Raw genomic sequence first — 26288 nt, forward strand, 5'->3', positions numbered from 1 at the left:
GGAAGGGCCGCCACCGCAGGTCTCCGGCGGCGGCCCCCAATGCCGTCCTCAATGCTTGGAGGGGAACAGGAAGCGCGCCTTCAGGGTGCCTTCGATGGCGCGCAGGTCGTTGACGACCTCCAGCTCGTCGACGTCGCCGTTGACGTCGACCACCACATAGCCCAGCTCCGGATCGGTCTGGAGATACTGGGCGGCGATGTTCAGGTCGCGGCCGGAGAACACCTCGTTCACCTTGCGCAGCATGCCCGGACGGTTCTCGTGGACGTGCAGGAAACGGGTGCAGCCGGCCTGCACCGGCAGCGCCACCTGCGGGAAGTTGACGGCGCCGACGGTGGAGCCGTTGTCCGAATACTCCAGCAGCTTCTGCGCCACCTCGGTGCCGATGTTGGCCTGGGCCTCCATCGTCGAGCCGCCGATGTGCGGGGTCAGGATGGCGGTCTTGATGCCGCGCAGCGCGCTCTGGAACTCTTCCTTGTCGGAACCGGGCTCAACCGGGAAGACGTCGATGGCGGCGCCCAGGATGTGGCCGGAGTTCATCGCGGCGGCCAGCGCCTCGATCTCCACCACCTGCCCGCGGGCGGCGTTGATCAGGTGGCTGCCCTTCTTCATGGCGGCCAGCTCACGCTCGCCGATCATGTCGCGGGTCTGCGGGGTGTCGGGCACATGCAGGGTCACCACGTCGGACACCGACAGCAGCTCCTCCAGCGAGTCACAGGCCCGCGCATTGCCGAGCGCCAGCTTGCGCACGGTATCGTAGAAGCGGACCTGCATGCCCATCGCTTCGGCCAGGATCGACACCTGGGTGCCGATGTGGCCGTAGCCGACGATGCCCAGCGTCTTGCCGCGGATCTCGTAAGAGTCCTTGGCCGACTTCATCCAGCCGCCGCCATGCACCAGCTGCGACTTCTCGAAGATGCCGCGCATCAGCATGATGATCTCGCCGATCACCAGCTCCGCCACCGACCGGGTGTTGGAATAGGGGGCGTTGAACACCGGCACGCCGTGGCGGCGCGCCGCCTTCAGGTCGACCTGGTTGGTGCCGATGCAGAAGCAGCCGACGGTGATCAGCTTGCTCGCCGCCTCGAACACCTTGGCGGTCAGGTGCGTCCGCGAGCGGATGCCCAGGATGTGGACCGAGCCGATGCGTTCCAGCAGCTCGGACTCGTCCAGCGCGCGCGGCAGCCGCTCGACGGAGGCATAACCGCCGCGGGCCAGCTCGTCGATGGCGTTGTCGTGGACACCTTCCAGCAGAAGGATGTTGATCTTGTCCTTGGAGAGCGAGAGCTTGGTCACGGCCGGCTTCCGTATCTGGGCATCGGTTCTGTCCCGCAAGGCCAGCCCACCGGGATACGGCGCGTAGGGCCTTTCGGAAAAGCGAGCGCGCAAAATAATACCAAAGGCAGCCCTTGTCACCTGACGGATGTTGCGCCGCGGCGTCCGTTTCCGCATGCCGGATTGGCGCGCAGCGCGGGTTGGGTGTATCAGTCTGACCGCGCTTCAAACCTGGAAAGCCTGTCATGAGCGACGTGACGATCTATCACAGCCCGCGTTGCAGCAAATCGCGCGAGACGCTGGAGCTTCTGCGCTCCCGCGGCGTCGAGCCGACGGTGATCGAGTATCTGAAGACCCCGCCGAGCGCGGCGGAGCTGTCGGCCATCCTCGCCAAGCTGGGCAAGGGGCCGCGCGACATCACCCGCGCTAGGGAAGCGGCGGAGGCCGGCATCGCGAAGGACCTCGACGGCGAGGCGCTGGTCGCCGCCCTGTCCGCCAATCCGGCGGCCATCGAGCGCCCCATCGTGGTCAAGGGCGACCGCGCCCGCGTCGGCCGCCCGCCGGAGTCGGTGCTGGACCTGCTCTGATCCGCTTCGATCCGCTTTGACTTGCTCTGCCCCCTCAACCCCCGCCCCTTCACCGGAGCCCTCCGCCCGTGACCAGCAAGCACACCGCAGCATCCGCCGCCGCTGAGCTGTCGACCATCCGCGATTTTCTGCGCTACGGCGTCAGCCGCTTCAACGAGGCCGATCTGGATTACGGCCACGGCACCACCACGGCCTTCGACGAGGCGGTGTTCCTGGTGCTGGAGTCGCTGCACCTGCCGGTCGACCAGCTCGACCCCTATCTGGATTCCCGGCTGACCGCGGCGGAGCGCGAGGCGGTGGCCGGCATCCTCCATGCCCGCATCGACACCCGCAAGCCGGCGCCCTATCTGCTGAACAAGGCCTATATCCAGGGCATCCCCTTCTATGTGGACGAGCGGGTGATCGTCCCGCGCTCCTACATCGGCGAGCTGCTGTTCTCCGACATGTTCGGCGGCGACGACTTCACGCTGGTCGAGGACCCGACCTCGGTCGAGCGGGTGCTGGATCTGTGCACCGGATCCGGCTGCCTCGCCATCCTGGCTGCCCGCATTTTCCCGGAGGCCCAGGTCGACGCGGTGGACCTGTCGCCCGACGCGCTGGAGGTGGCGAAGCGCAACGTCGCCGACAGCGGCTTCGCGGACCGCATTACCCTGCATCAGGGCGACCTGTTCGCCCCGCTGAAGACGCGGAAATACGACGTCATCATCACCAACCCGCCCTATGTCGATGCCGAGGCGATGGACGCCCTGCCGCCGGAATTCCGGGCCGAGCCGGCACTGGCGCTGGCCGGCGGCGACGACGGGCTGGACATCGTCCGCCGCATCCTGAAGGAAGCGCCCAAGCACCTGACGCCGGAGGGCGGCCTGCTCTGCGAGTTCGGCACTGGCCGCGAGATTCTGGAGGCGGAGTATCCCCAGCTGGACTTCCTGTGGCTGCAGACCGCCAACAGCTTCGGCGAGGTGTTCTGGCTGACCCGGGACCAGCTGAAGGCCGGGAAGTGAGCCGAAGGTAGAGAGCGATTGCCCCACTTCGGTCTTCCCCATCCGGCGAGGACCGGGTGAGGGTTTCGATGTCCCCAGGAACCCTTCTCCCGCCCGCCGGTTGTCCTCTCACGATGTTGCACCGCAGCAGCCCCGAGAGGACGCCGCCGATGACCGACCGCCGCTCCACCATCCTCAAGACCCTGGGCCTCACCGCGCTGACCCTGGGCGGATTGGCCGTCGCCAACACGCTTGCCACCCGCGCGGCCGAACGGCGCTATCCGCCCGAAGGCCGTTTCCTCACCGTCGATGGCGTCCGGCTTCATTACATGGAGGCCGGCGAAGGCCCGCCGGTCGTGCTGCTGCACGGCAATGTCTCCGCCCTCGGCGATTCGTTGGCGAGCGGGCTGTTCCAGCGTTTGGCCCGGACCCACCGGGTGATCGCCTTCGACCGGCCCGGCATGGGCCACAGCGACCGCCCGCGGGATCGCGCCTGGACGCCGGAGGATCAGGCCGACCTGCTGGCCCGGGCCTTCGCCGCGCTGGAGATCGAGGACGCCGTGGTCGTCGGCCATTCCTACGCCACGCTGGTGGCGCTGGCCCTGGCCCTGGACCATCCGCGGACGGTGAAGGGCCTGGTGCTGATGGCCGGCTATTATTTCCCGACCAAGCGGGCCGATGCGGCTCTGGTGGCGCCGTTGGCGATGCCGGTGCTGGGCGACCTTCTGCGTCACACCCTGTCGCCGCCGGTTTCGATGGCGATGATGCCGGGGCTGTTGAAGACGCTGTTCTCGCCCCGTCCGGTGCCGGACCATCTGACCGAGAGCTTCCCCGCCGCCCTGACCATCCGGCCGGGCCAGATGCGCGCCAACGCCCAAGATGGCGTGACCATGGCGCCCGCCGCCGAACGCCTGCAGCACCGTTACGCCGAGGTGACCGTCCCGGTGGCGATCTTCGCCGGCCATCACGACCGCGTGGTCGAGCAGGAGGAGCAGAGCGGCCGGCTGCATCATGTGCTGCCCGACAGCACCCTGCATTGGGTGCCGGACTCCGGCCACATGGTCCATTATGCCGACCCGGACCTGGTCGTGCGCCGGATCGGGGAGCTGTCAGCCCTGGAGGCGACTCCGCGGATCGCCGCTCACAGATAGCGCCGCATCAGGATGCTGCCGCCCTGGTGCGGCAGCCGGGGGTGCCAGGGGATGGCGGCGCTGCCGATCTCCTCGAACCCCTCGCCGACGTAGAGACGGCGGGCCGGCTCGTTGTCGGCCCAGACATGCAGGGTGACCCGGTCGAATCCGCCGGTCCGTGCCCGCTCGTAGAACCAGCCGAGCAACCGGCCGGCGATGCCGTGGCGCCGGAATGCGGGATCGACCGCCAGGGCGGACAGGAAATAGCTGCCCCAGTCCAGCGTTTCGGGGAATGCGCCCATATGGGCGACGCGGTCGGGCGGCAGGCCGCTGTAATCCTCCGTCCGGATCCAGTCGGTGGGATAGCCATGGGCGATGCCGATCACCTGCCCATCCAGTTCGGCGACACCGCTCTGGCGATGCGACAGCGACCCGCTGCGCCCGGCCAGACCGGGCATCAGCATCTCCGCCGCAGTCATCCCCGGCACCAGCCCGTCGAGCAGGAATTCGTAGACGCCGCCGCCGGCGATGTCGATCAGCCGTGCCAGATCCGGTGCGTCGTCGGCATCGGCGGAGCGAAGGCGGAGGCGGTCGTCAGTCAGTGCGGAACTCACGGGCGGAACCCTTGGATCGGGAAAGCGGCTGGATAGAAAAGGCTCTCCTGCCGACGATTTCCAGTCTCAATCTTATCTGTCCTGATCGGCCGCCCGGTTCAAATCGTCGCGCAGCCGCAGCAGCGCATCGCGGAGCGACATCAGCTCCGCGGCGGAGCAGCCGGCGGCGGCGGCGATTCGCGTCGGCAGGCATTCGGCCTGCGTCCGCAAGGCCGCCCCTTCGCCGGTCAGGCCGATGCGGACCAGCCGCTCGTCCTGCGGATCGCGGCGGCGGGTCAGCAGTCCCTGCCCTTCCATCCGCTTCAGCAGCGGGGTCAGCGTGCCGCTGTCCAGCCCAAGCCGCTCGCCGAGCAACTTCATCGACTGCCCGTCCTCCTCCCACAGCAGCAGCATGATCAGATACTGCGGATAGGTCAGGCCAAGCTGCTCCAGCATCGGGCGATAGACGCGGCTCATCGCCAGATTGGCGGAATAGAGCGCGAAGCACGCCTGATTGGAAAGCAGAAGCGGATCGTCCCTGTCGGCTGCCATGATGTCTGAACCTTGAAAAGACGGCGCGCCGCCGGGATGCCGCGCGTCGGTCGATCGTGCGGACTGCACAATCGCGCGCAACAGCCCGGCGGCGCAATGCCGAAGACTTTTCGCTTCAGGCGATGGGCTCAGGCCCGGCCCTCAGGCAACGGTCGTGGTGACCGGGATGTTGCCCCTGGTGGCGTGGCTGTACGGGCAGACCTTATGGGCGCGGGCCAGCAGATCCTCGGCGGCGGCCTTGTCCATGCCCGGCAGCGAAACCACGAAATCGACCGTCAGGCCGAACCCTTCGCCATCGTCGCGGGCACCGATGCCGACCGTGGCGTTCACCGTCAGATCGGCCGGGACGGCGATCTTGTCGCGGTTGCCGACGAACTTGATGGCGCCGATGAAGCAGGCGGAATAGCCGGCGGCGAACAGCTGCTCGGGGTTGGTGGCACCACCCTGGCCACCCAGCTCCTTCGGCGCGGCCAGCGCGACCGACAGCAGGCCATCCTCGCTGACGGCCTTGCCGTCGCGGCCACCGGTGGCGGTCACCTTGGTCGAATACAGGGTCTTCATGACGTGTGCTCCTTCATTGATCGCTGAGTGGCGGAGTTTGGTTTCCTGGGCGGCGGCTCGAACCGGCCCCCGTGATCTTGTGAGAGGAACAGTGACGCACAATCGAATTGCACGCAATGTATTTGATTGCGCGTTATTCGATTGTGCGCAATGCGTCTGGCGCATGGCACGGCATATAAGAGAAAGCGGCGGAGGCGCGGGCAGCGCCAGCTCTGCCCGGATTCTCCGGCCGCAACGCCTTCAGCGACGTGAAAGGCTTTTCATTCCGCCACCCGGAGGTCCACCTTGCCGCGCCGTTCGTCGGTCCTGCGCCCCATGGTGATGTTCTTGGGCGCCCGCACGTCCCGGTTCCGCCATGTCCAGCATTCGCCCGTCTCATCCTGGAAACAGACCCAGCACAAATCATGCTCGGCGCCATAGTCGATGAGGAAATGCGCAAGGGCGGGGCCCTTTGGGGTGTCCATGGGAAGCGGCGGATTGAGTTGGAGCATGATGGCCTCGTTGCGACACTGTGGAGCATGAACGCGCCAAAGCATGCGCTCGGTCCCGCTTCGCTTGCGGACACTCCCATTGCGCCGGCCCCGTGCGTCTGTCTTCCCGCCCAAGACTTCCATACAGTGCCGATAGAAGACGCGCCGCCCCCCAGAACCCGGGCAAAGAAAAAGCCCTGGAACCGTTGGGTTCCAGGGCTTTTTCGTTCCCTCCGGAACTGGTCGGAGCGACAGGATTCGAACCTGCGACCCCCAGACCCCCAGTCTGATGCGCTACCAGGCTGCGCTACGCTCCGTCAACATCACCGCAGTGCTTGCGGCTTGGCTCCGGAAGGGAACGGGACTATAGCCGCGGGCTTTCGCCGATGCAACATCTCCCGTGATGATTTTTCAGCTTTTTTTGCCCCCAATTTCGGACAGGCGGGACAGCACCGATTGCAGCGATTTCAGCTCGTCCAGAACCATGGTGATCTCGTGCCGGACCGCGTCCGACAGCGGCGGATGATCCTCGCCCGCCTCCCTGTCGTCATCCCTGTCATCGTCGGCGACGTCGCCGCCGAATCCGTCCGCATCGACCGGCCCGCCACCATCGTCGGCATCCTCGGGCAGCGGCGGGGTCGGGTCGGACATGCGCCCTTCCTTCAGCAGACGCTGGACGCCCTTGATGGTGTAGCGGTCCTCATACAGCAGAGCCTGGATCCGCCGCAGGAGTTCGACATCCTCCGGCCGGTAATAGCGCCGGCCGCCACCGCGCTTCAGCGGACGGATCTGGGGGAACTTCGTTTCCCAGAACCGCAGTACATGCTGAGGCACGTTGAGGTCGGTCGACACCTCGCTGATGGTGCGATAGGCCGTGGCGGATTTCATGGCGCGATCAGGCCGCCGTCCGACAGAGGCCGCCAGCGGCGATCCGCGGTAAGGCACGGCACGGCGACGGACAAGGCGGAGAGGTCATCGCAATCGACCGGCGTCAGGACAGCGCCCGCGCAGGCGTCGGTGCCCCACCCTCCTGAACCTCGTTGATTCGGTGTTTCAGCACATGGCTGGCACGGAACACCAGAACACGGCGCGGCAGAATCGGCACCTCTTCCCCGGTCTTGGGGTTGCGGCCGACTCGTTCGCCTTTCTGGCGGACCTGGAAACTGCCGAAGGACGAGATCTTGACCATCTCCCCCCGGGACAGGGCATCGGAAATCTCGTCGAGCACCGTTTCGACCAGATCGGCCGACTCGTTGCGCGAAAGTCCGACTTCCTGGTAGACGGCTTCGCTCAGTTGGGCGCGCGTTACGGTATTTTGCGACATTGTCAGACCTCCCCCCGCAACCGTTGCAAAGACGGTAATCCGGCGAAAGAAGGTCCGTCAATTCAAAAGCTTGGCAGTCTCATACGGCCCGGCCGAAGCCCGGCCGGGCGTGCATCGCAGCATGACGGATGTGCGATATGCGGAGGACGCCTTACCAGCGGACCAGCGCCGACCCCCAGGTCAGGCCGCCGCCGATGGCTTCCATCAGGATCAGGTCGCCGCGCTTGATGCGGCCGTCCGCCACCGCCTCGCCCAGGGCCAGCGGGATCGACGCCGCGGAGGTGTTGCCGTGGCGGTCCACCGTCAGCACCACCTTTTCCGGCGACAGCTTCATCTTGCGGGCCAGCCCGTCGATGATGCGGCGATTCGCCTGGTGCGGCACCATCCAGTCGATGTCAGTCGACTCCAGGCCGTTGGCGGCCAGGGCCTCCTCGACCACCGCCGACAGCTTCGACACGGCATGGCGGAAGATTTCCTGCCCATGCATGCGGACATGGCCGATGGTGCCGGTCGAGGACGCGCCGCCATCGACATAGAGCAGGTCGTACTGGTTGCCGTCGGAATGCAGGTGGGTGGACAGCACGCCGCGGTCGCTCGAATCGCCCCTGGCCTCGTAGGCCTCCATGACGATGGCGCCGGCGCCGTCACCGAACAGCACGCAGGTGGTGCGGTCGTTCCAGTCCAGCAGGCGGGAGAAGGTCTCCGCACCGATCACCAGAGCGCGGCGCGCCTGGCCGTTGCGCAGGAAATTGTCGGCCACCGACATGGCATACACGAAGCCGGCGCAGACCGCCTGGATGTCCATGGCGAAACCGCCGGCGCCCAGCGCGGCCTGCACCTTGGTGGCCGTGGCCGGGAAGGTGTTGTCCGGGGTGGTGGTGGCCAGGATGATGCAGTCGATGCTGCTGCCCGGCACGCCCGCATGCTCCAGCGCCCGCGTCGCCGCGGCGATGGCGAGGTCGGAGGTCTTCTCCCCCTCGGCGGCGATGTGGCGGGACCTGATGCCGGTGCGCTGGACGATCCATTCGTCCGTCGTGTCGACCCGCTGTTCCAGATCTTGGTTTGTGACGACGTTGGACGGCAGGAAGATGCCGCAACCCAGAACTCGGGAACGCATGACCATTGTTCAGCCCGCCGCCGCCTTCGTGTCGGGAAGAGGGGTCGCGTCGGCTATACGTCCCATCTCTTCCTTGATGCGTTCGTTGAAGCCGTGCGTCGCCAGATTGATGGCGACCGCAACGGCATTGGCGAAGCCGACAGCGTCGGTGCCGCCATGGCTCTTCACGCAGACGCCGCGCAGGCCGAGGAACATCGCGCCGTTGTAGCGGCGCGGGTCGATCCGCTCGCGGAAGCGCTTGAAGGCGCCGCGGGCCAGCAGGTAGCCGATCCGTGCCAGGAAGGACGTCGCGAAGGTGCGGCGCAGGAATTCGGAGAACAGCTTCGCCGTCCCCTCCGCCGTCTTCAGCGCGACATTGCCGGTGAAGCCGTCGGTGACGATGACGTCCACCGTGCCCAGCCCGATGTCGGTGCCTTCGACGAAGCCATGGAAGCGGCCGGGAAGCGGCATGTCACGCAGGCTGGCCGCCGCGGCACGCACCACCTCGTTGCCCTTCATGTCTTCCGAGCCGATGTTCAGCACGCCGATCGACGGCTGCGGCAGGCCCAGGATGGCACGTGCGAAGACGGCCCCCATCACGGCGAACTGAACGAGGTTTTCAGGCTGGCACTCGGCATTGGCGCCGAGGTCCAGCATCACGCTCTCGCCCCGTTGCGTCGGGAAGAAGGAGGCCATCGCCGGCCGGTCGATGCCCGGCAGCGTCTTCAGCACGAACTTGGCCATCGCCATCAGGGCGCCGGTGTTGCCGGCCGACACCACGCAGGCCGCCTCGCCCGCCGCAACGGCGTCGATGGCAAGCCTCATGCTGGACTGGCGACCCGCACGCAGCGCAACCGCAGGCTTGGCGTCCCCGGCCACGAAGTCGGCGGTGTGGCGGATTTCCGCCACCGCCTTCAACGCAGGCCGCTGGTTCAGCAGCGGCTCAAGCCGCTGCTGGTCGCCATACAGCAGAAAACGCACGTCGGGATGGCGTTCCCGCGCGATGTCCGCCCCGGCAATGACCATGTCGGGACCGTGATCGCCACCCATGGCATCCAGGGCGATGGTCAGGCGCTGGCTCACCGCGAACAGGCTCCCCGGCTTGGACCCCGGCAGGGGCGACGGGCGCCCCCGATCAACGGGACCTCAGACAACGCGATGCGGATCAAGCGGCCGCGGTGCCGCTCTGAACCACTTCACGCTGGTCGTAATGGCCGCAAGACCCGCAGACGTGGTGCGGACGCTTCAGCTCACCGCAGTTCGGGCACTCGTTGTAGGCCGAAGTCGGCAGAGCGTGGTGCGAACGACGCATGTTGCGCCGCGACTTGGAGGTCTTCTTCTTCGGAACAGCCATGACCGTAAACTCTCTTCATTGGAAAGGGCGGCCCGAACAGGGGCCGCCCAGCGCGAGCGGCATTCAATAAGGCAAATGCCCCAAAAGGGCAAGCCCGAACAACCCCCATTTCGCAACCCCGGGCCGCTCATTGGTGGGGGTGGAAGTGCCGGCCCTTATACAAGACGCGGCGGAGAAAGCAACAGCCGGATCAGTCCCGCGGCTTCAACTGCTGCAGGACGGCGAAGGGATTGGGTTTTTCAGACTCCGCGGCGGCCTCTTCCTCCACCGCCTCCCCTTCCTCATGCTCGCGGTAGCCCTCGAAGTCCACGCCTTCGGCATGCGGATAGGGGTCGAGCCCCAGCGACAGGTGCTGCGCCGTCAGCTCGCCGATGTCGATTCGGTTGTTCTCCATCGGCTCGGGAACGTCCTCGTCGGACAGGGAGGCGTCGAAATCGATCTCCAGCCCCGGGTCCTCGATCATCGACTCCGGAGCGAACAGCGCCTCGAAACGTTCGCTGACATGGGCCGGCACCGGCTCCAGCGTCACGACGCAGGTCTGGACGACGTCGGCCTCCAGCTGTCCGGACACCCGGATCATCTGGCCGCCGCGCACGGCGCGCAGCTTCACCGTGGCGGTCAGGCTGCCGACCGCCTCCAGCTCCAGCCGTTCGGCGAGCGCGCGGCGCTCCGTCTCCGTCGCTTCGATGGTTTCGCTCACCTCGGCACGACGCACCGTGTCGGCATTGACGACGCGCGAGAATTCCGGGGCCGGCAGGGCGCCGTTGGCAGGGCTCATGGCAAAGACTTTCCGATCGAAAACCAAAACGGCCGGCGCGGCGAACGCCCGGCGACACCCGAGTCACATGCAGCCCGCGGCCTGGAAAGGCAAGTCCCCAGACGCTGCGGCAGGCGTCGGCGGGACGCAAAGATATCCCAGGGCGACTCTTCATATATAGGGAAGCGGTCAGGCGGGCACCGGTGCGAAGCGGATCTCGCCCCGCATCAGCGACTCCAGCGGCTGGGCGTCGAGCGTCGCGGCACAGCTGCGGACATAGGCGGCCATGGTCGTCAGCGCCCCGTCCGGCACCGGATCGACCGTGCCATAGAGGTTGTTGTCCAGCGCCACCTCCAGCCTGCGGCCGTCGGAGTCGGCCAGCGCCTCGTCATAGGCGCGGATCCGCCCGGCCATCCCGCGCGCCATCGTCTTCACGCGCCGGGCGATGCCGCTGTCGCCGACCCCCATCTCCAGCAGCGACTTCTCGAAATCGTCGACCATCGTCTCGTAGAGGCGCTGCGACAGTTTGCCCGCCTCCGGCCCCTGCCCCTTCAGCCGGCGCATCACCAGCAGCATGTGCAGCGCCACCATCTCGAACCGCCCGTCCAGGCTGTCGGGTACGGAAAGCGCGCTGTAGAAGCCCGGTTCGCGGGCCTGCCCGACGACGGCAGTGAACAGGCCGCCCACCGCGGCGGCGGTGCGGGCGCGGTCTCCGCCCCCGACACGACCCGAGAGAGGGCCCAGCAGAGGGCCCAGCAAACGGCCGATAAAGCTTCCTGACACGAACGGCAGCCCTTCCCCGACTCGGAGTCTCGTTGACAGGGCGAAGCAGCCGGTGCGATTGTCCCGCCCGGAGACTGTCCACAGCCGTGAACGGCCTCGTTGCCCCGCCGGCTCCATCATAGCCCGAGCACCATGACCAGATCGAACTTTTCCGCCCCCCGCACCGTCATTCGCACCGCCCTGCTGGGCAGCGTCCTGCTCGCCGGCCTCGCCGCGACCGGCTGCTCGCCCACCGTCGCCACCCGCGGCAACCTGACGGACCCGCAGCTGGTGGCGGAACTGCAACCGGGCCAGAGCCGGCGCGACGACGTCGCCGCGGTGCTGGGCACGCCAACCTCGGTCGGCACCTTCGATCCAAACGTCTGGTACTATATCGGGCAGAAGACCGAGAAGACCGCCTTCTTCGAGCCCGAAGTCATGGAGCGCCGCGTCGTCGTCGCCCGCTTCGACGACAACGGCGTCCTGCGCGAGATCAAGACGCTCGACAAGTCGAACGGCCAGGACATCGATCTGGTGGAGCGCACCACCCCCACCGCCGGCCGCGAGATGGGCTTCCTGGAACAGATGATGGGCAACGTCGGCCGCTTCTCCGCCAAGGACACCAAGGGCAAGGGCCCCGGCAGCTGATCGGCCGGCCGATAGCCCGGACCGCCGTGCCCGCTCTTTCCGATATCGACACCGACCTGCGCCACATGCGCGCCGCCCTGTCGCTCGCGGCGCGCGGGCTGGGGCGGACCTGGCCCAATCCCGCGGTCGGCTGCGTGCTGGTCCGCGACGGCGCCGTGATCGGCCGCGGCTGGACCCAGCCCGGCGGCCGTCCCCATGCCGAGGCGGAGGCGCTGGCCCGCGCCAGCACCTTGTCCGGCGGAGCGGAAGGCGCCACCGCCTACGTCACGCTGGAGCCCTGCAACCATTATGGCAAGACGCCGCCCTGCGCCCTGGCGCTGGTCGAGGCGAAGGTGGCGCGCGTCGTCGTCGCCTGCCAAGACCCCGACCCGCGGGTTGCCGGCGGTGGGTTGACGCGGCTGCGCGATGCCGGCATCGCGGTGACCACCGGCGTCTGCGAGGCCGAGGCGCTGACCCTGAACGAGGGCTTCTTCAACCGCATCACGCTGGGCCGCCCGCTGATCACATGCAAGGTCGCCAGCACGCTGGACGGCCGCATCGCCACCGCCACCGGCGAGTCGCAGTGGATCACCGGCCCGACCGCCCGCGCCTGGGGCCACCGGCTGCGCGCCAGCCATGACGCCATCCTGGTCGGCATCGGCACCGCCCTGGCCGACGATCCCGAACTGAGCTGCCGCCTGCCCGGCCTGGAAGACCGCAGCCCGGTGCGCGTTGTGGTGGACAGCAGCCTGCGCCTGCCGCCGACGGCGAAGCTCGCCACCGGCGCTCGCCACATTCCGACCTGGGTCGTCACCGGCCCCACTCCCGACCCCGTGCGGGCCGAGGCTCTGACGGCGCTCGGCGTCGAGCCGATCCCGGTCGCCGCCGGGCCCGACGGACGTGTCGATCCCGCCGCCGCGATGACGGCCCTCGCCACCCGCGGCATCACCCGCGTGCTGGTGGAGGGCGGGGCGTCGATGGCCGGCGCCCTGCTCGGTGCCGGTCTGGTCGACCGGCTGGAATGGTTCCGCGCCGCCTCGCTGATCGGCGGCGACGGGTTGCCGGCGGTCGCCGGCTTCGGAGTCGAGGCGCTGGCCGCGATGGCGCGCTTCGAACGCACCGCCATCCGCAGCGCCGGCGCCGATCTGGCCGAAAGCTACCGCCGGAAAGCCTCCGCAGCGTCGATCTAGCCCACGCAACAGACCGTTGCGCCGCCTGCGGTGTCGCGCCCGCTTCCCCTGGCCGCGAAACCTGCTAAATTCCCCCGCATGTTCACCGGAATCATCACCGATGTCGGGCGCGTCCGGGCCGTGGAGCGGCAGGGCGACACCCGGTTCACCATCGAGACCGCCTTCGACACGGAGACGATCGCGATCGGGGCGTCCATCGCCCATAACGGCGTCTGCCTGACGGTCATCGAAAAGGGACCGGGGGCCTACGTCATCCAGGCGTCTGGGGAAACCCTGTCGAAGACGACGCTCGGCGGCTGGGAAGCCGGCACGCGCGTAAACCTGGAACGCGCCCTGAAGGTCGGCGACGAGCTGGGCGGCCACATCGTGTCCGGCCATGTCGACGGCGTCGGCCGGCTGCTGTCGGTCCGCCCCGAAGGCGAATCGCTGCGCCTGACCTTCGAGGCGCCGGCCACACTCGCCAAATACATCGCGCCCAAGGGCTCGGTCGCCATCGACGGCGTGTCGCTGACCGTCAACGAGGTCGAAGGCAACCGCTTCGGCGTCAACATCATCCCCCACACCCAGACCGCCACCACCTTCGGCGGGCTGACGGAGGGCGATGCGGTCAATCTCGAAATCGATATGCTGGCGCGCTATGTCGCCCGGCTCGCGGGGCAGGAATGACGTCCGAGTTTCACCACTACCTGTCGACGGCCGAAGAGATCATCGAAGAGGCGCGTCAGGGCAGGATGTTCATCCTGGTCGATGACGAGGACCGGGAGAACGAGGGCGATCTGGTGATCCCCGCCTCCTGCGCCACGCCGGACGCGGTGAACTTCATGGCCAAGCACGGGCGCGGCCTGATCTGCCTCACCATGGACCGGCCGAACATCGAACGGCTGCGCCTGCCGCTGATGGCGCAGCAGAACGCCTCGCGCCACCAGACCGCCTTCACCGTCTCCATCGAGGCGCGCGAAGGCGTGACCACCGGCATCTCCGCCGCCGACCGTGCCCGCACCATCGCCGTCGCCATCGACCCGGCGTCCGGTCCGCACGACCTCGCCACCCCCGGCCACATCTTCCCGCTGCTGGCGCGTGACGGCGGCGTGCTGGTCCGCGCCGGCCATACCGAGGCCTCGGTCGACATCGCCCGGCTGTCCGGCCATTCCTCGTCCGCCGTGATCTGCGAGATCATGAACGACGACGGCACCATGGCCCGCCTGCCCGATCTGGTGCAGTTCGCCCAGTTCCACGGGCTGAAGGTCGGCACCATCGCCGACCTGATCGCCTATCGCCGCCGCACCGAGACCATCGTCGAGCAGGTTCTGGCCGGCAATCTCGACAGCCGCTATGGCGGGCGCTTCCAGTCCTACGTCTACATCAACAAGATCCAGTATGCGGAGCACATCGCGCTGGTCCGCGGCGACATCTCCGGCGACGAGCCGGTGCTGGTGCGCATGCATGCCCAGTCGGTGCTGGACGACGTGCTGGGCGACCGCAACTCCGGCCGCGACAACGACCTGCATGCCTCGATGGAGCTGATCGCCAAGGAAGGCCGCGGCGTCGTCGTGCTGCTGCGCGAGCCGAACCCGAACGGCCTTTCCACCGTGCTGAAGGCGCGGCTGGAAGGTCAGGCCGGCAGCGTTCCGGAACTGCGCGACTATGGCATCGGCGCACAGATCCTGCTGGATCTGGGCGTGCGCAAGATGACCCTGATCTCCAACCGCAAGAAGCCGATCATCGGGCTGGAAGGCTACGGCCTGACCGTGGTCGGCCACCGCGCGATCAACCCGGGCGCCGCGGATCCCGGTGAGGACTGAGGACCAGAACGCCGCCGGATGACCGACACGCCCCACATCATGGTCGTGGACGCCCGCGTCCACGAGGACATCGCCGATGAACTGGCGCGCGGCGCCGTCGCGGAACTCGACCGCGCCGGGGCCACGCACATCCGCTATGGCGTGCCCGGCTGTCTGGAGCTTCCGGCGGCGATCATGTACGCCATCCGCTCCATGGATTTCTTCACCGCCCGTAAGCGTTTCGACGGCTATGTCGCGCTCGGTTGCGTGATCCGGGGCGAGACGACGCGGTACGACACAATCTGTGCCGAAAGCGCCCGCGGCCTTCAGGATCTGGCCCTGCGCTACAGTCTGGCGGTTGGAAACGGCATCCTGACGGTGGAAAACCGCGAGCAGGCCTGGGCCCGCGCCAATGTCGGATCGGTCAATACCGGCGGGCGTGCCGCGCGCGCCTGTCTTGACATGATTGACCTGAAGCGCAAATTCCGCCTCTATCCGCGCTGACCCCGACATCTCCTCTCTTTTAGCGACTGCAGATCATGAGCAACGACGACGCGGGCAGCCCCGTGACACCCGAACGCGCCTCCGGTGAACCGAAGGGCGGCAAGTCCAAGTCCCGCAAGAACAAGACCGGCGGCGGCTCCGCCAAGGCGCGCCGCAAGGCCGCCCGTCTGGCCGCGGCCCAGGCGCTGTACCAGATCGATCTGGCCCAGGCCCCGGTCGAGAATGTCGTCGGCGAGTTCGTCGCCCACCGGCTGGGCGAGGAGATCGACGGCGACAAGTTCGTCGCCGGCGATCCGCAGCTGTTCGCCGACATCGTCCGCGGCGCGATCCACCGCCGCGCCGAGGTCGACGGGGTGCTGGGCGCCGCTCTCGACCCGCGCTTCCCGCTCGACCGGCTGGAACTGCTGCTGCGCGCCATCCTGCGCGCCGGTGCCTATGAGATCGCGGTCCATACGGACACCCACCCGCGCATCCTCATCAGCGAGTATGTCGACGTCGCCCGCGCCTTCTTCTCCGGCCGCGAGCCGGCGATGGTGAACGGCGTGCTCGACCATGTCGCCCGCGCGCTGCGCGCCGACGACCTCGCCAAGCCCGATCCCGGCCGCAACGCGGCCGAGGAGTAACAGAGACCCTCTCCCGCCCCGGGAGAGGGAGGGACCCGCCGAAGGCGGGAGGGTGAGGGGTGATCCTGCCATGGATCCCCTTTGATCCTTGCGAAACCCCTCACCCTTCCCAAGCTCCGCTTGGGCCCCTTCCCTCTCCCGGGGCGGGAGAGGGAGCGTGAAGGCGCCCCCGATGACCACTCCCACCCTCGGCGAATTCGGCCGCATCACCCGCTTCTTCAAGCCGCTGGCCGCCGGCTTTCCCGGCGCCCGCGGCCTGCGGGACGATGCCGCCGTGTTCGGCGTGCCGGACGGGCGGGAACTGGTCGTCACCACCGACGCCATGGTCGCCGGGGTGCATTTCTTCCCCGACGATGCGCCGGCCGACATCGCCGCCAAGCTGATGCGCAGCAACCTGTCCGACCTCGCCGCCATGGGGGCGGAGCCGCTGGCCTACACGCTGGTGACCGCCCTGCCCCGCGGCCTGGACGAGTCCTGGCTGGAGGGCTTCGCCGCCGGGCTGGGCGAGGAGCAGCGGCAGTTCGCCATCGCGCTGGCCGGCGGCGATTCGGTCTCGACCAGCGGCCCCATCACCCTGTCGGTCACCGCCTTCGGACTGGTCCCCACCGGCCGCGCCCTGCCGCGCTGGGGCGGGCAGCCGGGCGACCGCGTCTTCGTCACCGGCAGCATCGGCGACGCCGCGCTCGGGCTGGAGGTCGCCTATGGCCGTCTCGACATCCCGGACCAGGACACCCGCGCCCATCTGCTGCGCCGCATGCGCCGGCCCGACCCGCGCATGGGCATCGGGCCGCGGCTGATCGGACTGGCCAGCGGTGCGATGGACGTGTCGGACGGGCTGGTCGCCGACCTCGGCCATCTCTGCGAGGAGTCCGGCTGCGCCGCCCTGCTGCACGCCGATGCGGTCCCGCTGTCGGAGGCTGCCCGCGGCGCCATCGACGGCGATCCGCTGCGGCTGGCGCTGGCCATCACCGGCGGCGACGATTACGAGCTTCTGTTCACCGCCCCGCCATCGGCCCGTGATGCCCTGACCGCCCTGGCCGCCGAATGCGGGGTCGCGATCACCGAGATCGGCGAACTCCGCCCCGGCACGCCCGGCGAGGTCGCGGTGCTGGACGGTGCCGGCGCGCCCTTGCCGCTGACCCGGCGCGGCTGGGACCATTTCTGACCGCCCGGTTCCGGCGCCCGGCGCTTAAGACAATCGAAAGCATCGACAGCGCAGGGTTCGGCGATTCGCCGTTTGCGTAAGGTGTGTTGCCGTGGTCAAGGCTCTGATCGTCCTCGTTCTCGGCATCGTGTTGCTGGGCGGCGCCAGCTTCGGTGGCTGGTTCGTCTATCAGAAATACTTCACCGAACATCCCGACGCACCGCCGAAGAAGGTGGAGCCGCCACCCAAGCCGCCGACCGCCTTCGTCCGTCTTCCCCCGCTGGTGGTGCCGATGATCGGCCCGACCCGAGTCGAACAGTTCGTGACCGTCGTGGTCGCGGTGGAAGTGCTTCTGGAAAAGCAGCCGATGGTCCAGGCCAACCAGCCGCGCCTGACCGATGCCTTCCTGACCGCGCTCTATGGCGGCGTCGCCGACAAGTCGATCCTGAACGGGACTTTGGTCAATATTCCTGCCGTAAAGGCCAAGTTGGTGGAGGCCGCCGCCAAAGTCGTCGGCAAGGACGCGGTCTATGACGTGCTGGTCCAGGCGGTTACGCAGCGCAATCTCTGACCGCCTCCCGCAGCACCCGCAATTCGCACCCATTTTGCGGTGCATTATCCCGACACTACCCATAAAGGTCAGGGGTACCCCCGGCCATTTCGCCGCGTGGCGCCGCCCCGTGCGGCGGTTGCAAAGCGGCGGCACCGGGCGCATGCTTTTCCCGATAATACTTGCGCCCGACTTCTCCCCCACTTGAATGCGTGGTGGGACCAGCCTTTCCGGGGCGCGTCCTTAAAATCAATCGGGGGATGCGATGGCTCTAGCGTTCATCGTCATCATCGCCGCCGGCCTGCTCGCGCTGGCCTACGGTTTTCGTACCGGAAAAGAAGTCATGGCCGCGTCGCCTGGGTCCGAACGGATGCAGGCCATCGCCGCCGCGGTGCAGGAAGGGGCGCGCGCCTATCTGAACCGCCAATACACCACCATCGCCATCGCCGGCGCCGTCCTGCTGGTCATCCTGTGGGTGACGCTGGGCTTTCCGGTGGCCTTGGGCTTCCTGATCGGCGCCGTGCTGTCGGGCAGCGCCGGCTATGTCGGCATGAACGTCTCGGTCCGTGCCAACGTCCGCACGGCGGAGGCCGCCACCCGCGGCCTGGCGCCGGCACTCGACATCGCCTTCAAGTCGGGGGCGATCACCGGCATGCTGGTGGTCGGGCTCGGGCTGCTGGGTGTCGGCGGCTATTTCGGCATCCTGACGCTGGTCTACCGCGTCAACGATCCCGTCGAGGTCCGCACCGTGCTGGAGGCGCTGGTGGCGCTCAGCTTCGGTGCCTCGCTGATCTCGATCTTCGCCCGGCTGGGCGGCGGCATCTTCACCAAGGGCGCCGACGTCGGCGCCGACCTCGTCGGCAAGGTGGAGGCCGGCATCCCGGAGGACGATCCGCGCAACCCGGCGGTCATCGCCGACAATGTCGGCGACAATGTCGGCGACTGTGCCGGGATGGCCGCCGACCTGTTCGAAACCTACGCCGTCACCATCGTCGCCACCATGCTGTTGGCGGCGATTTTCTTTACCGGCGGCGTGTTGCGGATGATGCTGGTCTATCCGCTGCTGATCGGCGCCGTCTGCATCCTGGCCTCGGTCGCCGGAACCTTCGCGGTGAAGCTCGGCCCTGACAACAACATCATGAAGGCGCTCTACAAGGGGCTGGCCGTCGCGGCCGGCATCTCGCTGGTGCTGATCCTGATCGTCACCGCGATCCTGTTCGGCTTCACCCGCGCCATCACCATGACCGACGGCGTGTCGATCACCGGCGTCAACCTGCTGGTCTCAGCGCTGGTCGGGCTGGGCGTCACCGGCCTCTTGGTCTGGATCACCGAGTTCTACACCTCGACTGCCTTCCGCCCGGTGCGCAGCGTCGCCAAGGCGTCGGAGACCGGGCACGGCACCAACGTCATCCAGGGCCTTGCCGTGTCGATGGAATCGACCGCCCTGCCGGTGATCGTCATCTGCGCCGGCATCCTGATCGCCCATGGGCAGGCCGGCGTCTTCGGCATCGGCATCGCCGCGACGACGATGCTGGCGCTGGCCGGCATGGTGGTGGCGCTCGACGCCTATGGGCCGGTCACCGACAATGCCGGCGGCATCGCCGAGATGTCGGACATGCCCGCCAGCATCCGCGTCACCACCGACGCGCTGGACGCCGTCGGCAACACGACCAAGGCGGTGACCAAGGGCTATGCCATCGGCTCCGCCGGTCTGGCGGCGCTGGTTCTCTTCGCCGCCTATGTCCAGGATTTGGGCCATTACTTCCCGAACATTTCGGTCGAGTTCCGGCTGAACGATCCTTACGTCGTCGTCGGACTGCTGGTGGGCGGCCTGCTGCCCTATCTGTTCGGTGCCATGGGCATGACCGCCGTCGGCCGCGCCGCCGGGTCCGTCGTCGTGGAGGTGCGGCGGCAGTTCCGCGAAATCCCCGGCATCATGGAGGGCACCGCCAAGCCCGATTACGGCCGTGCGGTGGACATGCTGACCAAGGCGGCGATCAAGGAGATGATCATCCCCTCGCTGCTGCCGGTGCTGGCCCCGGTGGTCCTCTATCTGGTGATCGCCGCCATCGGCGGGCGGGCGGCCGGCTTCGCGTCCCTGGGCGCCATGCTGCTGGGCACCATCGTCACCGGCATCTTCGTCGCCATTTCGATGACGTCGGGCGGCGGCGCCTGGGACAACGCCAAGAAGTTCATCGAGGAGGGCAATCACGGCGGCAAAGGCTCCGACGCCCACAAGGCGGCGGTGACCGGCGATACCGTCGGCGACCCCTATAAGGACACCGCCGGCCCGGCGGTGAACCCGATGATCAAGATCACCAACATCGTGGCGATCCTGCTGCTGGCGATCCTGGCCCAGGTGGGATGACGGTTCGGATGAGGGGCCGGKGCGGGGCAGGACAACCGCCTGCCCCSCMCCGACGCATTCACAGTCCCGGCGAGGCTTCCGGCGCCAGAGTTTCCACGAACTCGTTGAAATCGGACGCCTCGCGGAAGTCCTTGTAGACGGAGGCGTAGCGGATATACGCCACCTGATCCATCGTCTGCAGCGCTTCCATGATCTTCTCGCCGATCTGCTTCGACGGGATTTCGCTCTCGCCGGAGGATTCCAGCTGGCGGACCATGCTGTTCACCACCCGGTCGATGCGGTCGGCGTCGATCGGGCGCTTGCGCAGCGCGATCCTCATCGACCGCAGCAGCTTCTCGCGGTCGAATCCTTCGCGCTGGCCGTTGCTCTTCACCACCGTCAGCTCGCGCAGCTGGACGCGTTCGAAGGTGGTGAAGCGGGCGCTGCAACTGGGACAGAAGCGCCGCCGGCGGATTGCCGAGTTGTCTTCGGTCGGGCGCGAGTCCTTGACCTGGGTGTCCTCGTTTCCGCAGAACGGGCAGCGCATCTGGTGGATTCCCCGTTAATTACAGCGTGGGCAATTACAGCGTGGGATAGATCGGGAACTGACGGCACAGGCCGCGCACACGCTCGCGCATCGCCGCCTCGACCGCCGTGTTGTCGCCGGAGTTGCTGGCGGCCAGACCGTCCAGCGTCTCGACGATCATCTCGCCGACCTGTTTGAACTCGGCGGTGCCGAAACCGCGGGTGGTCGCCGCCGGGCTGCCCAGACGGACGCCGGAGGTGATCATCGGCTTCTGCGGATCGAACGGCACGCCGTTCTTGTTGCAGGTCATGCCGGCATGCTCGAGGCTGGCTTCCGCCGCCTTGCCGGTCAGGTTCTTCGGACGCAGGTCGACCAGCACGATATGGCTGTCGGTGCCGCCCGACACGATGTCCAGCCCGCCGGCGATCAGCGTCTTGGCCAGCACCTGGGCGTTGTCGACCACCGCCTGGGCGTAGGTCTTGAACTCCGGACGCAGCGCCTCGGCGAAGGCCACCGCCTTGGCGGCGATGACATGCATCAGCGGGCCGCCCTGCAGGCCGGGGAAGACGGCCGAGTTGATCTTCTTGGCGATGTCTTCCTTGTTGGTCAGCACCATGCCGCCGCGCGGGCCGCGCAGCGTCTTGTGGGTGGTGGTGGTGACCACGTCGGCATAGGGGAACGGGTTCGGATAGACGCCGCCGGCGATCAGGCCGGCATAGTGGGCGATGTCGACCATGAAGATCGCGCCGACTTCGTCCGCGATGGCGCGGAAGCGCTCATAGTCCAGGACGCGCGGATAGGCGGAGCCGCCGGCGATGATCAGCTTCGGCTTGTGCTCGCGGGCCAGCGCCTCGACCTGATCGAAGTCGATCAGGTGGTCGTCCTTGCGCACGCCGTACTGCACCGCCTTGAACCACTTGCCCGACATGTTGGGGGCGGCGCCGTGGGTCAGGTGACCGCCGGCGGCCAGCGACATGCCCAGCACGCAGTCGCCCGGCTGCAGCAGGGCGAGCAGGACCGCCTGGTTGGCCTGGGAGCCGGAGTTCGGCTGCACGTTGGCGAAATCGCAGCCGAACAGCTTGCAGGCGCGCTCGATGGCCAAGTTCTCCGCCACGTCGACGAATTCGCAGCCGCCGTAGTAACGCTTGCCCGGATAGCCTTCGGCATACTTGTTGGTCAGGACCGAGCCCTGCGCTTCCAGCACCGCCTGCGAGACGATGTTCTCGGAGGCGATCAGCTCGATCTGCTCCTGCTGGCGGACCAGCTCGTCGCGCACCGCGCGGGCCAGTTCGGGATCGGTCTCGGCAAGCGAGGCGGCGAAGAAGCGGCCGATCTCTGCGGTGTTGCTGCTGGTCATGGCGGGAGGTTCCTCAATCGAAGGGGCGTCAAGCAGGACAGGCGCACGGCCCGCCCGCTTTCCTCGGGTCTTGCCGGGCCATGCAAGCCCGGTCGGGTCTTTCCGGGGTCTGTCGCGTCCCGGTTGCGGGCCTTCACGGCCAAATAGGGGCCAAGCAATTGCCTGGGAAAAGCGGCGCGAAGACGCGCTCAGCCCATCTTGGCGATGCGGCGGCTGTGGCGCTCGCCGCCTTCGAAGTCGGTCTTCAGGAAGATTTCGACGCAATCCTTGGCGATCTCCGGCCCGACGATGCGGGCACCCAGCGCGATCACGTTGGCGTCGTTGTGCTCGCGCGACAGGCGCGCGGTGGTCACGTCGTGCACCAGGGCGGCGCGGATGCCGGGATGGCGGTTGGCGGCGATGCTGATGCCGATGCCGCTGCCGCAGACCAGCACGCCGCGCTGCGCCCGGCCGTCGGTGACGGCGGCGGCCAGCGCCGCGGCGAAGTCCGGGTAATCGACCGAGGCCGGACCGTCGGTACCGAGATCGAGGACGGTGTAGCCGGCGCCCTCAAGCTGCCGTGCGATCTGAGCCTTCAGCTCATAGCCGGCGTGATCGGAAGCGAGTGCCACGGTGCGGACGGTCATGACGGCGGAAACTCCGGTGCGGTCGGTAACGGATACGGGCAGTACGGATGCACAGGCGGCAACCGGGCCGGCGAAGCGGCCTGCAATCGGGCAAAAGACGCCGGCACCCTACCAGATGTCGGTGCCAACCGCCACAGCCACACCATGACGTGGATGCATAGCTAAACCCAACACCGACCGGCGGCGGTCGATCTGGCGGTCGATCTCCGGCCCGCGATCAGCCGGCGCACAGCCGGAGCGGCGCCGAAGCCTACCACCGCGAAAGTTCGGTCTCTGTTTTCACCTCTTCGTTGCCGAAGGGGCAAAACAAGGGAGATAGCCGATTCGTCATATGCGGGGGAAATCCACCAATTGCTGCAACGGAGCCGGGGGAAAATCGCAAGCCGGCGCCTACTAGACGCCCCTTAAAGCCGCGGCACAGCCACAACCGTGCAACGATTTTCAGCGAAGGCTGATTTACGCGGTGTTCCTTTGTTCTGGCCGACAAGAGCAACTAATTTGATGATTGCCGAAATTATATTGACACCCAAATCACGGTATGCAACTTGGTTCCTACGGACAAATGAAAAACCAGGACACAGTGCAATGAGCGACCAGCTTCGCGCCGATGTACCGGACAATGCGCTGCTGCGGATGACCGCCGACATCGTATCGGCGTATGTCAGCAAGAACGTGTTGCCTGCTCAGCAAATCCCCGACGTGATCAATACGGTTTACTCGTCGCTGACCGGTCTGAATGGTCAGCCCCGTGAGGTCGCGGCGGAGCCGCTGAAGCCGGCCGTTCCGATTCGCAAGTCAGTGACGCCCGAATACATCGTCTGCCTGGAAGATGGGAAGAAGTTGAAGATGCTGAAGCGGCACCTTCGCTCGACCTACAACATGTCGCCGGACGAGTATCGCGCACGCTGGGGACTTCCGCCCGACTATCCGATGGTTGCGCCGAACTATGCGGCGCAGCGTTCGGAATTCGCCAAGCGCATCGGCCTGGGCCGCAGTTCCGGCCGCCAGACCCGCCGCAAGGCCGGTTGATCGCGTAAAGTCCGTATGCAACACGGGCCGATCCACCCAGGAGTCGGCCCGTGTGCGTGTCCGGTCGATGGCACCGCCATCCGATTGGTTGAAGCTGCGAATCGGTTGCATTCCAGGGGCCGCAAGCCTTAGTTGGCGCACCCCTTGCGGCCCGACAGGCGGCAGTTGAAACGGTCGACATTTCGACTCAATTCGCGACCGGTCGTCACATTTTCTTCGTTCAGGCAGGTCAGATAGCTCATCGACTTGTCGACGTAATCCTTCACCTCGCCCTGACAGGACGACATCTTGTCGGCGCTGAGGAAGGTCGCCTGATCGTCCATGCACAGCGGCACACCCGGCTTCAGGCAGCCCGCGGCCGGCATCGTCGGTTGCGGAGCGGTCGAGGGCGGTCCACCGTTCGCCGTCCCGCCAGCGGCGCCGGCAGCGCCGGGGGCGGACTGACGGCCGCCATGGTCCTGTGCGCCATGGCCCGGCTTCTGGGCCGGCTGGGACGAGGCGGCCAGCGCCGCCTGCGGGATCGCCAGGACCGGCAAGGCTGCAACCGAAGCGGTGGCCGTCAACGCCGCCGACATCAGCGACACGCGCAGGAAAGCCGTCACGCCCAGCGTCCTGAAGCCTGCCGTCCTGAAACCCGCCGCCTTAAAACCCAACATGGCCTCGATCCTCTGGCATTTCATTTTTCTGCCCGAAGGCCGGCACGGAAAACGGCCCGGCCGACACCCGGCTTAACCGGCTGAACGGCGCAGGAAAAGGGGTTTTCCTCTTGCGCCATTCGTTCAGAGATGCGCGGTTCTACAAGCGTTACACCCCCTGCGCCAGTGTCAACGGGCAGGCATAGGTCTACTGTCGGGGTCGAGCGGTTCGCTCTACGACCGGCGGACCGACCCAGCGTCGGGGCCGCCGGCGGAGGCATGCCGGCGCTCACCATCAGCAAAAGCCAGACTTCGATACGCGCCGCCCGGCCCCGTCCGGCGGCGCGTTTTCTTTTCGCATCTTGCGGATACGAGCAACTGGCGCCAGATGAGCAACTATTGAGTGTTGCAGCTCGGTCAGTAAAGTCCGCCGCCCCGCTTCGGCCCCGGCTTGGCCGGCGCGGCGGGTCCGACGCCCTTGTTCTGCACGAAGCGCAGCTTGTTGATCGCCGTCCGCTTCAGCAGTTCCTGGCTGCCGGTTGCCGGACCGGCCACCGTCACCTCGACGCCGGTCCTGGCATCGATGGCGGTCACCCGCAAATAGCTGCCGACCCGCTGGAATTCGAACAGCACGTCACCGTCGGTCATGCCCAATGCCCTCCCCTGTCCGGTTCCACATCGCCCGGCCTTCCTTACCCTAAGGTCAGTCCCCGTTCGAGACCGCAACACCCGGCAGCCATCGCTGTTGTCCACCCAGCCATTCGGCGCGCAGGAGCCCCGCTCCGCCAACCCCCACTGCGAGGAAGGACCACCAAAATGGCCGCCAAGACGATGCAGGATCTGCTGATCGAGGATCTTCGCGACATTTACCACGCCGAGAAGCAGATCGCGAAGGCCCTGCCCAAAATGGCCAAGGCCGCCAGCTCCGACAAGCTGCGCCAGGCGTTCGAAACCCATCTGGAACAGACCCACGGGCAGATCGAGCGGCTTCAGCAGGTGTTCGAGGAGCTGGATACCCGTCCGCGCGGCAAGCATTGCGACGCGATGGAGGGGTTGATCAGCGAAGCCCAGGAGATCCTGGAGATGGGGCTGGCGCCCGAGGTGCAGGACGCCGCCCTGATCGCCGCCGCCCAGAAGGTGGAGCATTACGAGATCGCCAGCTACGGCACGCTGCATGCCTTCGCCACCGCCTGCGGCCTCGACAAGGTCGCCCAGCTGCTGGACGAGACGCTGCAGGAGGAAAAAGACACCGACACGCTGCTGAACAAGCTGGCGATCGGCGACGTCAACAAGAAGGCGATGGCGGCCAGCGGCAGGAAAGCCGCCTGATCCCATAATCCCTCAAGTCTTCCGTGACCAATCGTCCCCGGCCCTGCATAAGGGCCGGACCCCGGTTGCAAGCACCGCGTCGGACCGATAGCATCCCCGCTTTCCGGTCCTTCGCGGTGTTCGGTCATGCGTCGCCTTTTGTGTGCCTTCGGCCTTGCCCTGTTCCTGACGCTGCCGTGGGCGCCATCGGCCATTGCGAACGAGGGGGCGCCGGGCGCCCTGCCGCCGTCGGTGCGGATCAAGCCGCTGATGGTCCCGGTGGTGAATGCCGGCCGGATCGAGAAATACACCCAGGTCGAAGTGAACCTGGAGATCGGCAACGCCCTGAAGCTGGGCGAGGTGCAGCTCAGCATCCCGCGCCTGCACGACGCCATCCTGACGGCCATCTACAAGGGCGTGGACGAGGGCTGGATCGTCCGCGGCAACATCGCGAACGTCCCCGCCCTGCGCCGCCGCATCGACGAATCGGTGATCGCCATGTTCGGCAAGGACGTGGTCAGCCGCATCCTCATCACGCCCATCGCGCGGCAGTCGTCGCTGCAATAGACTGCTCCCCGGAAAGCTCCGCAATTCCAGGCTCCA

General features: G+C 67.3%; 32 protein-coding genes and 1 tRNA gene. 15 read left to right on the plus strand and 18 right to left on the minus strand.

Translation table 11 applies throughout. The features are described from left to right. Positions 1-48 precede the first annotated feature (48 nt). Entirely contained in the window at positions 49-1293 is a 1245-nt protein-coding gene (gene serA / locus VH569_RS10535; protein ID WP_098740188.1) for a phosphoglycerate dehydrogenase, read from the minus strand. Between the two features lie 224 nt (positions 1294-1517). Between serA and arsC the strand changes: the two genes are divergently transcribed. The 3 genes from arsC to VH569_RS10550 all read left to right on the plus strand — a co-directional run bounded on the left by arsC (position 1518) and on the right by VH569_RS10550 (position 3990). Then, positions 1518-1859: an arsenate reductase (glutaredoxin) gene (arsC, locus tag VH569_RS10540; RefSeq protein WP_423315300.1), complete on the plus strand. Its 342-nt coding sequence runs from the start codon at positions 1518-1520 to the stop codon at positions 1857-1859. Between the two features lie 68 nt (positions 1860-1927). Continuing rightward, the gene (gene prmB / locus VH569_RS10545) at positions 1928-2860 is read left to right on the plus strand and encodes a 50S ribosomal protein L3 N(5)-glutamine methyltransferase (RefSeq protein ID WP_423315301.1); all 933 of its coding nucleotides are present in this window, start codon (positions 1928-1930) and stop codon (positions 2858-2860) included. 149 nt (positions 2861-3009) lie between these two features. Then, on the plus strand, positions 3010-3990 hold the full coding sequence (locus VH569_RS10550; RefSeq protein WP_423315302.1) for an alpha/beta fold hydrolase: 981 nt from the start codon (positions 3010-3012) through the stop codon (positions 3988-3990). Here the strand turns inward: VH569_RS10550 and VH569_RS10555 are convergent. The 12 genes from VH569_RS10555 to VH569_RS10610 all read right to left on the minus strand — a co-directional run bounded on the left by VH569_RS10555 (position 3981) and on the right by VH569_RS10610 (position 11459). Continuing rightward, a complete protein-coding gene (locus tag VH569_RS10555) occupies positions 3981-4583 on the minus strand; it encodes a GNAT family N-acetyltransferase (RefSeq protein WP_423315303.1) in 603 nt (200 codons plus the stop codon). The genes VH569_RS10550 and VH569_RS10555 overlap by 10 nt on opposite strands. A 72-nt stretch (positions 4584-4655) precedes the next feature. Beyond that, on the minus strand, positions 4656-5114 hold the full coding sequence (locus tag VH569_RS10560) for a MarR family winged helix-turn-helix transcriptional regulator (RefSeq protein WP_423315304.1): 459 nt from the start codon (positions 5112-5114) through the stop codon (positions 4656-4658). 141 nt (positions 5115-5255) lie between these two features. Then, a complete protein-coding gene (locus tag VH569_RS10565) occupies positions 5256-5675 on the minus strand; it encodes an organic hydroperoxide resistance protein (protein ID WP_423315305.1) in 420 nt (139 codons plus the stop codon). A gap of 260 nt (positions 5676-5935) precedes the next feature. Then, a complete protein-coding gene (locus VH569_RS10570; protein ID WP_423315306.1) occupies positions 5936-6211 on the minus strand; it encodes a hypothetical protein in 276 nt (91 codons plus the stop codon). A gap of 174 nt (positions 6212-6385) precedes the next feature. Further along, positions 6386-6462, minus strand: a tRNA-Pro gene (locus VH569_RS10575). Positions 6463-6556: 94 nt separating this feature from the next. Continuing rightward, positions 6557-7033 (minus strand): MerR family transcriptional regulator, encoded by a 477-nt coding sequence (locus VH569_RS10580; RefSeq protein ID WP_423315307.1) that lies wholly within the window; start codon positions 7031-7033, stop codon positions 6557-6559. Between the two features lie 103 nt (positions 7034-7136). Beyond that, entirely contained in the window at positions 7137-7469 is a 333-nt protein-coding gene (locus VH569_RS10585; RefSeq protein WP_098740199.1) for an integration host factor subunit alpha, read from the minus strand. A gap of 151 nt (positions 7470-7620) precedes the next feature. After that, positions 7621-8592 carry a beta-ketoacyl-ACP synthase III gene (locus tag VH569_RS10590; protein WP_423315308.1) on the minus strand — a complete coding sequence of 324 codons (972 nt, stop codon included), beginning with the start codon at positions 8590-8592 and terminating at the stop codon, positions 7621-7623. Positions 8593-8595: 3 nt separating this feature from the next. Continuing rightward, positions 8596-9648 carry a phosphate acyltransferase PlsX gene (gene plsX, locus VH569_RS10595; RefSeq protein WP_109095424.1) on the minus strand — a complete coding sequence of 351 codons (1053 nt, stop codon included), beginning with the start codon at positions 9646-9648 and terminating at the stop codon, positions 8596-8598. A gap of 82 nt (positions 9649-9730) precedes the next feature. Next, the gene (rpmF, locus tag VH569_RS10600) at positions 9731-9919 is read right to left on the minus strand and encodes a 50S ribosomal protein L32 (RefSeq protein WP_012973646.1); all 189 of its coding nucleotides are present in this window, start codon (positions 9917-9919) and stop codon (positions 9731-9733) included. Between the two features lie 190 nt (positions 9920-10109). Next, positions 10110-10697 carry a YceD family protein gene (locus VH569_RS10605; RefSeq protein WP_423315309.1) on the minus strand — a complete coding sequence of 196 codons (588 nt, stop codon included), beginning with the start codon at positions 10695-10697 and terminating at the stop codon, positions 10110-10112. A 168-nt stretch (positions 10698-10865) separates the two neighbouring features. Further along, on the minus strand, positions 10866-11459 hold the full coding sequence (locus VH569_RS10610) for a ubiquinol-cytochrome C chaperone family protein (protein ID WP_423315310.1): 594 nt from the start codon (positions 11457-11459) through the stop codon (positions 10866-10868). 132 nt (positions 11460-11591) lie between these two features. Here VH569_RS10610 and VH569_RS10615 point away from each other — a divergent pair, with 132 nt between their 5' ends. The 9 genes from VH569_RS10615 to VH569_RS10655 all read left to right on the plus strand — a co-directional run bounded on the left by VH569_RS10615 (position 11592) and on the right by VH569_RS10655 (position 20225). Beyond that, positions 11592-12086, plus strand: coding sequence for an outer membrane protein assembly factor BamE (locus VH569_RS10615; protein ID WP_395458310.1), 495 nt, complete (start codon positions 11592-11594; stop codon positions 12084-12086). Positions 12087-12112: 26 nt separating this feature from the next. Further along, the gene (gene ribD / locus VH569_RS10620; protein ID WP_423315311.1) at positions 12113-13255 is read left to right on the plus strand and encodes a bifunctional diaminohydroxyphosphoribosylaminopyrimidine deaminase/5-amino-6-(5-phosphoribosylamino)uracil reductase RibD; all 1143 of its coding nucleotides are present in this window, start codon (positions 12113-12115) and stop codon (positions 13253-13255) included. Between the two features lie 78 nt (positions 13256-13333). Further along, entirely contained in the window at positions 13334-13921 is a 588-nt protein-coding gene (locus VH569_RS10625; RefSeq protein WP_377809717.1) for a riboflavin synthase, read from the plus strand. Next, positions 13918-15057 carry a 3,4-dihydroxy-2-butanone-4-phosphate synthase gene (ribB, locus tag VH569_RS10630; RefSeq protein WP_098740207.1) on the plus strand — a complete coding sequence of 380 codons (1140 nt, stop codon included), beginning with the start codon at positions 13918-13920 and terminating at the stop codon, positions 15055-15057. The genes VH569_RS10625 and ribB overlap by 4 nt, the downstream gene beginning before the upstream one ends. Positions 15058-15075: 18 nt before the next feature. Next, positions 15076-15540: a 6,7-dimethyl-8-ribityllumazine synthase gene (ribH, locus tag VH569_RS10635; RefSeq protein WP_098740208.1), complete on the plus strand. Its 465-nt coding sequence runs from the start codon at positions 15076-15078 to the stop codon at positions 15538-15540. Positions 15541-15575: 35 nt separating this feature from the next. After that, entirely contained in the window at positions 15576-16163 is a 588-nt protein-coding gene (gene nusB / locus VH569_RS10640) for a transcription antitermination factor NusB (protein ID WP_423315312.1), read from the plus strand. Positions 16164-16335: 172 nt separating this feature from the next. Then, positions 16336-17328: a thiamine-phosphate kinase gene (gene thiL / locus VH569_RS10645; RefSeq protein ID WP_423315313.1), complete on the plus strand. Its 993-nt coding sequence runs from the start codon at positions 16336-16338 to the stop codon at positions 17326-17328. A 91-nt stretch (positions 17329-17419) separates the two neighbouring features. Continuing rightward, on the plus strand, positions 17420-17878 hold the full coding sequence (locus tag VH569_RS10650) for a hypothetical protein (RefSeq protein WP_423315314.1): 459 nt from the start codon (positions 17420-17422) through the stop codon (positions 17876-17878). A 244-nt stretch (positions 17879-18122) separates the two neighbouring features. Beyond that, the gene (locus VH569_RS10655) at positions 18123-20225 is read left to right on the plus strand and encodes a sodium-translocating pyrophosphatase (protein WP_423315315.1); all 2103 of its coding nucleotides are present in this window, start codon (positions 18123-18125) and stop codon (positions 20223-20225) included. 58 nt (positions 20226-20283) lie between these two features. On the opposite strand, the gene nrdR is transcribed toward VH569_RS10655, so the two are convergent. From nrdR to rpiB, 3 genes are all read right to left on the minus strand, one after another. Then, positions 20284-20751: a transcriptional regulator NrdR gene (gene nrdR, locus VH569_RS10660; RefSeq protein ID WP_098740213.1), complete on the minus strand. Its 468-nt coding sequence runs from the start codon at positions 20749-20751 to the stop codon at positions 20284-20286. A gap of 34 nt (positions 20752-20785) precedes the next feature. After that, positions 20786-22087 carry a serine hydroxymethyltransferase gene (glyA, locus tag VH569_RS10665; RefSeq protein WP_098740214.1) on the minus strand — a complete coding sequence of 434 codons (1302 nt, stop codon included), beginning with the start codon at positions 22085-22087 and terminating at the stop codon, positions 20786-20788. Positions 22088-22275: 188 nt separating this feature from the next. Next, on the minus strand, positions 22276-22713 hold the full coding sequence (rpiB, locus tag VH569_RS10670) for a ribose 5-phosphate isomerase B (protein WP_109095413.1): 438 nt from the start codon (positions 22711-22713) through the stop codon (positions 22276-22278). A gap of 585 nt (positions 22714-23298) precedes the next feature. Between rpiB and VH569_RS10675 the strand changes: the two genes are divergently transcribed. After that, positions 23299-23742 (plus strand): MucR family transcriptional regulator, encoded by a 444-nt coding sequence (locus VH569_RS10675; RefSeq protein WP_014247241.1) that lies wholly within the window; start codon positions 23299-23301, stop codon positions 23740-23742. 128 nt (positions 23743-23870) lie between these two features. Here VH569_RS10675 and VH569_RS10680 read toward each other — a convergent pair whose 3' ends face one another. Further along, positions 23871-24398, minus strand: coding sequence for a hypothetical protein (locus VH569_RS10680; RefSeq protein ID WP_423315316.1), 528 nt, complete (start codon positions 24396-24398; stop codon positions 23871-23873). Positions 24399-24794: 396 nt separating this feature from the next. Further along, positions 24795-25025 carry a DUF6898 family protein gene (locus tag VH569_RS10685; protein ID WP_098740216.1) on the minus strand — a complete coding sequence of 77 codons (231 nt, stop codon included), beginning with the start codon at positions 25023-25025 and terminating at the stop codon, positions 24795-24797. A gap of 168 nt (positions 25026-25193) precedes the next feature. Here VH569_RS10685 and VH569_RS10690 point away from each other — a divergent pair, with 168 nt between their 5' ends. Together VH569_RS10690 and VH569_RS10695 are read left to right on the plus strand one after the other, a co-directional pair. Beyond that, positions 25194-25706: a ferritin-like domain-containing protein gene (locus VH569_RS10690; protein ID WP_423315317.1), complete on the plus strand. Its 513-nt coding sequence runs from the start codon at positions 25194-25196 to the stop codon at positions 25704-25706. A gap of 126 nt (positions 25707-25832) precedes the next feature. After that, the gene (locus VH569_RS10695; protein ID WP_423315319.1) at positions 25833-26252 is read left to right on the plus strand and encodes a hypothetical protein; all 420 of its coding nucleotides are present in this window, start codon (positions 25833-25835) and stop codon (positions 26250-26252) included. Positions 26253-26288: the final 36 nt, after the last annotated feature.

Origin of the sequence: Azospirillum sp. 11R-A (assembly GCF_049472615.1) — a bacterium.
Lineage (GTDB): Bacteria > Pseudomonadota > Alphaproteobacteria > Azospirillales > Azospirillaceae > Azospirillum > Azospirillum palustre.

Bases quoted from the DNA above. Each gene is read 5' to 3' on its own strand.
- arsC (WP_423315300.1), top strand. From the start codon at position 1,518: ATGAGCGACGTGACGATCTATCACAGCCCGCGTTGCAGCAAATCGCGC.
- VH569_RS10550 (WP_423315302.1), top strand. From the start codon at position 3,010: ATGACCGACCGCCGCTCCACCATCCTCAAGACCCTGGGCCTCACCGCG.
- VH569_RS10560 (WP_423315304.1), bottom strand. From the start codon at position 5,114: ATGGCAGCCGACAGGGACGATCCGCTTCTGCTTTCCAATCAGGCGTGC.
- VH569_RS10565 (WP_423315305.1), bottom strand. From the start codon at position 5,675: ATGAAGACCCTGTATTCGACCAAGGTGACCGCCACCGGTGGCCGCGAC.
- VH569_RS10570 (WP_423315306.1), bottom strand. From the start codon at position 6,211: ATGCTTTGGCGCGTTCATGCTCCACAGTGTCGCAACGAGGCCATCATG.
- VH569_RS10580 (WP_423315307.1), bottom strand. From the start codon at position 7,033: ATGAAATCCGCCACGGCCTATCGCACCATCAGCGAGGTGTCGACCGAC.
- VH569_RS10585 (WP_098740199.1), bottom strand. From the start codon at position 7,469: ATGTCGCAAAATACCGTAACGCGCGCCCAACTGAGCGAAGCCGTCTAC.
- VH569_RS10590 (WP_423315308.1), bottom strand. From the start codon at position 8,592: ATGGTCATGCGTTCCCGAGTTCTGGGTTGCGGCATCTTCCTGCCGTCC.
- rpmF (WP_012973646.1), bottom strand. From the start codon at position 9,919: ATGGCTGTTCCGAAGAAGAAGACCTCCAAGTCGCGGCGCAACATGCGT.
- VH569_RS10605 (WP_423315309.1), bottom strand. From the start codon at position 10,697: ATGAGCCCTGCCAACGGCGCCCTGCCGGCCCCGGAATTCTCGCGCGTC.
- VH569_RS10615 (WP_395458310.1), top strand. From the start codon at position 11,592: ATGACCAGATCGAACTTTTCCGCCCCCCGCACCGTCATTCGCACCGCC.
- VH569_RS10625 (WP_377809717.1), top strand. From the start codon at position 13,334: ATGTTCACCGGAATCATCACCGATGTCGGGCGCGTCCGGGCCGTGGAG.
- ribB (WP_098740207.1), top strand. From the start codon at position 13,918: ATGACGTCCGAGTTTCACCACTACCTGTCGACGGCCGAAGAGATCATC.
- ribH (WP_098740208.1), top strand. From the start codon at position 15,076: ATGACCGACACGCCCCACATCATGGTCGTGGACGCCCGCGTCCACGAG.
- nusB (WP_423315312.1), top strand. From the start codon at position 15,576: ATGAGCAACGACGACGCGGGCAGCCCCGTGACACCCGAACGCGCCTCC.
- thiL (WP_423315313.1), top strand. From the start codon at position 16,336: ATGACCACTCCCACCCTCGGCGAATTCGGCCGCATCACCCGCTTCTTC.
- VH569_RS10655 (WP_423315315.1), top strand. From the start codon at position 18,123: ATGGCTCTAGCGTTCATCGTCATCATCGCCGCCGGCCTGCTCGCGCTG.
- nrdR (WP_098740213.1), bottom strand. From the start codon at position 20,751: ATGCGCTGCCCGTTCTGCGGAAACGAGGACACCCAGGTCAAGGACTCG.
- glyA (WP_098740214.1), bottom strand. From the start codon at position 22,087: ATGACCAGCAGCAACACCGCAGAGATCGGCCGCTTCTTCGCCGCCTCG.
- rpiB (WP_109095413.1), bottom strand. From the start codon at position 22,713: ATGACCGTCCGCACCGTGGCACTCGCTTCCGATCACGCCGGCTATGAG.
- VH569_RS10675 (WP_014247241.1), top strand. From the start codon at position 23,299: ATGAGCGACCAGCTTCGCGCCGATGTACCGGACAATGCGCTGCTGCGG.
- VH569_RS10680 (WP_423315316.1), bottom strand. From the start codon at position 24,398: ATGTTGGGTTTTAAGGCGGCGGGTTTCAGGACGGCAGGCTTCAGGACG.
- VH569_RS10685 (WP_098740216.1), bottom strand. From the start codon at position 25,025: ATGACCGACGGTGACGTGCTGTTCGAATTCCAGCGGGTCGGCAGCTAT.
- VH569_RS10690 (WP_423315317.1), top strand. From the start codon at position 25,194: ATGGCCGCCAAGACGATGCAGGATCTGCTGATCGAGGATCTTCGCGAC.
- VH569_RS10695 (WP_423315319.1), top strand. From the start codon at position 25,833: ATGCGTCGCCTTTTGTGTGCCTTCGGCCTTGCCCTGTTCCTGACGCTG.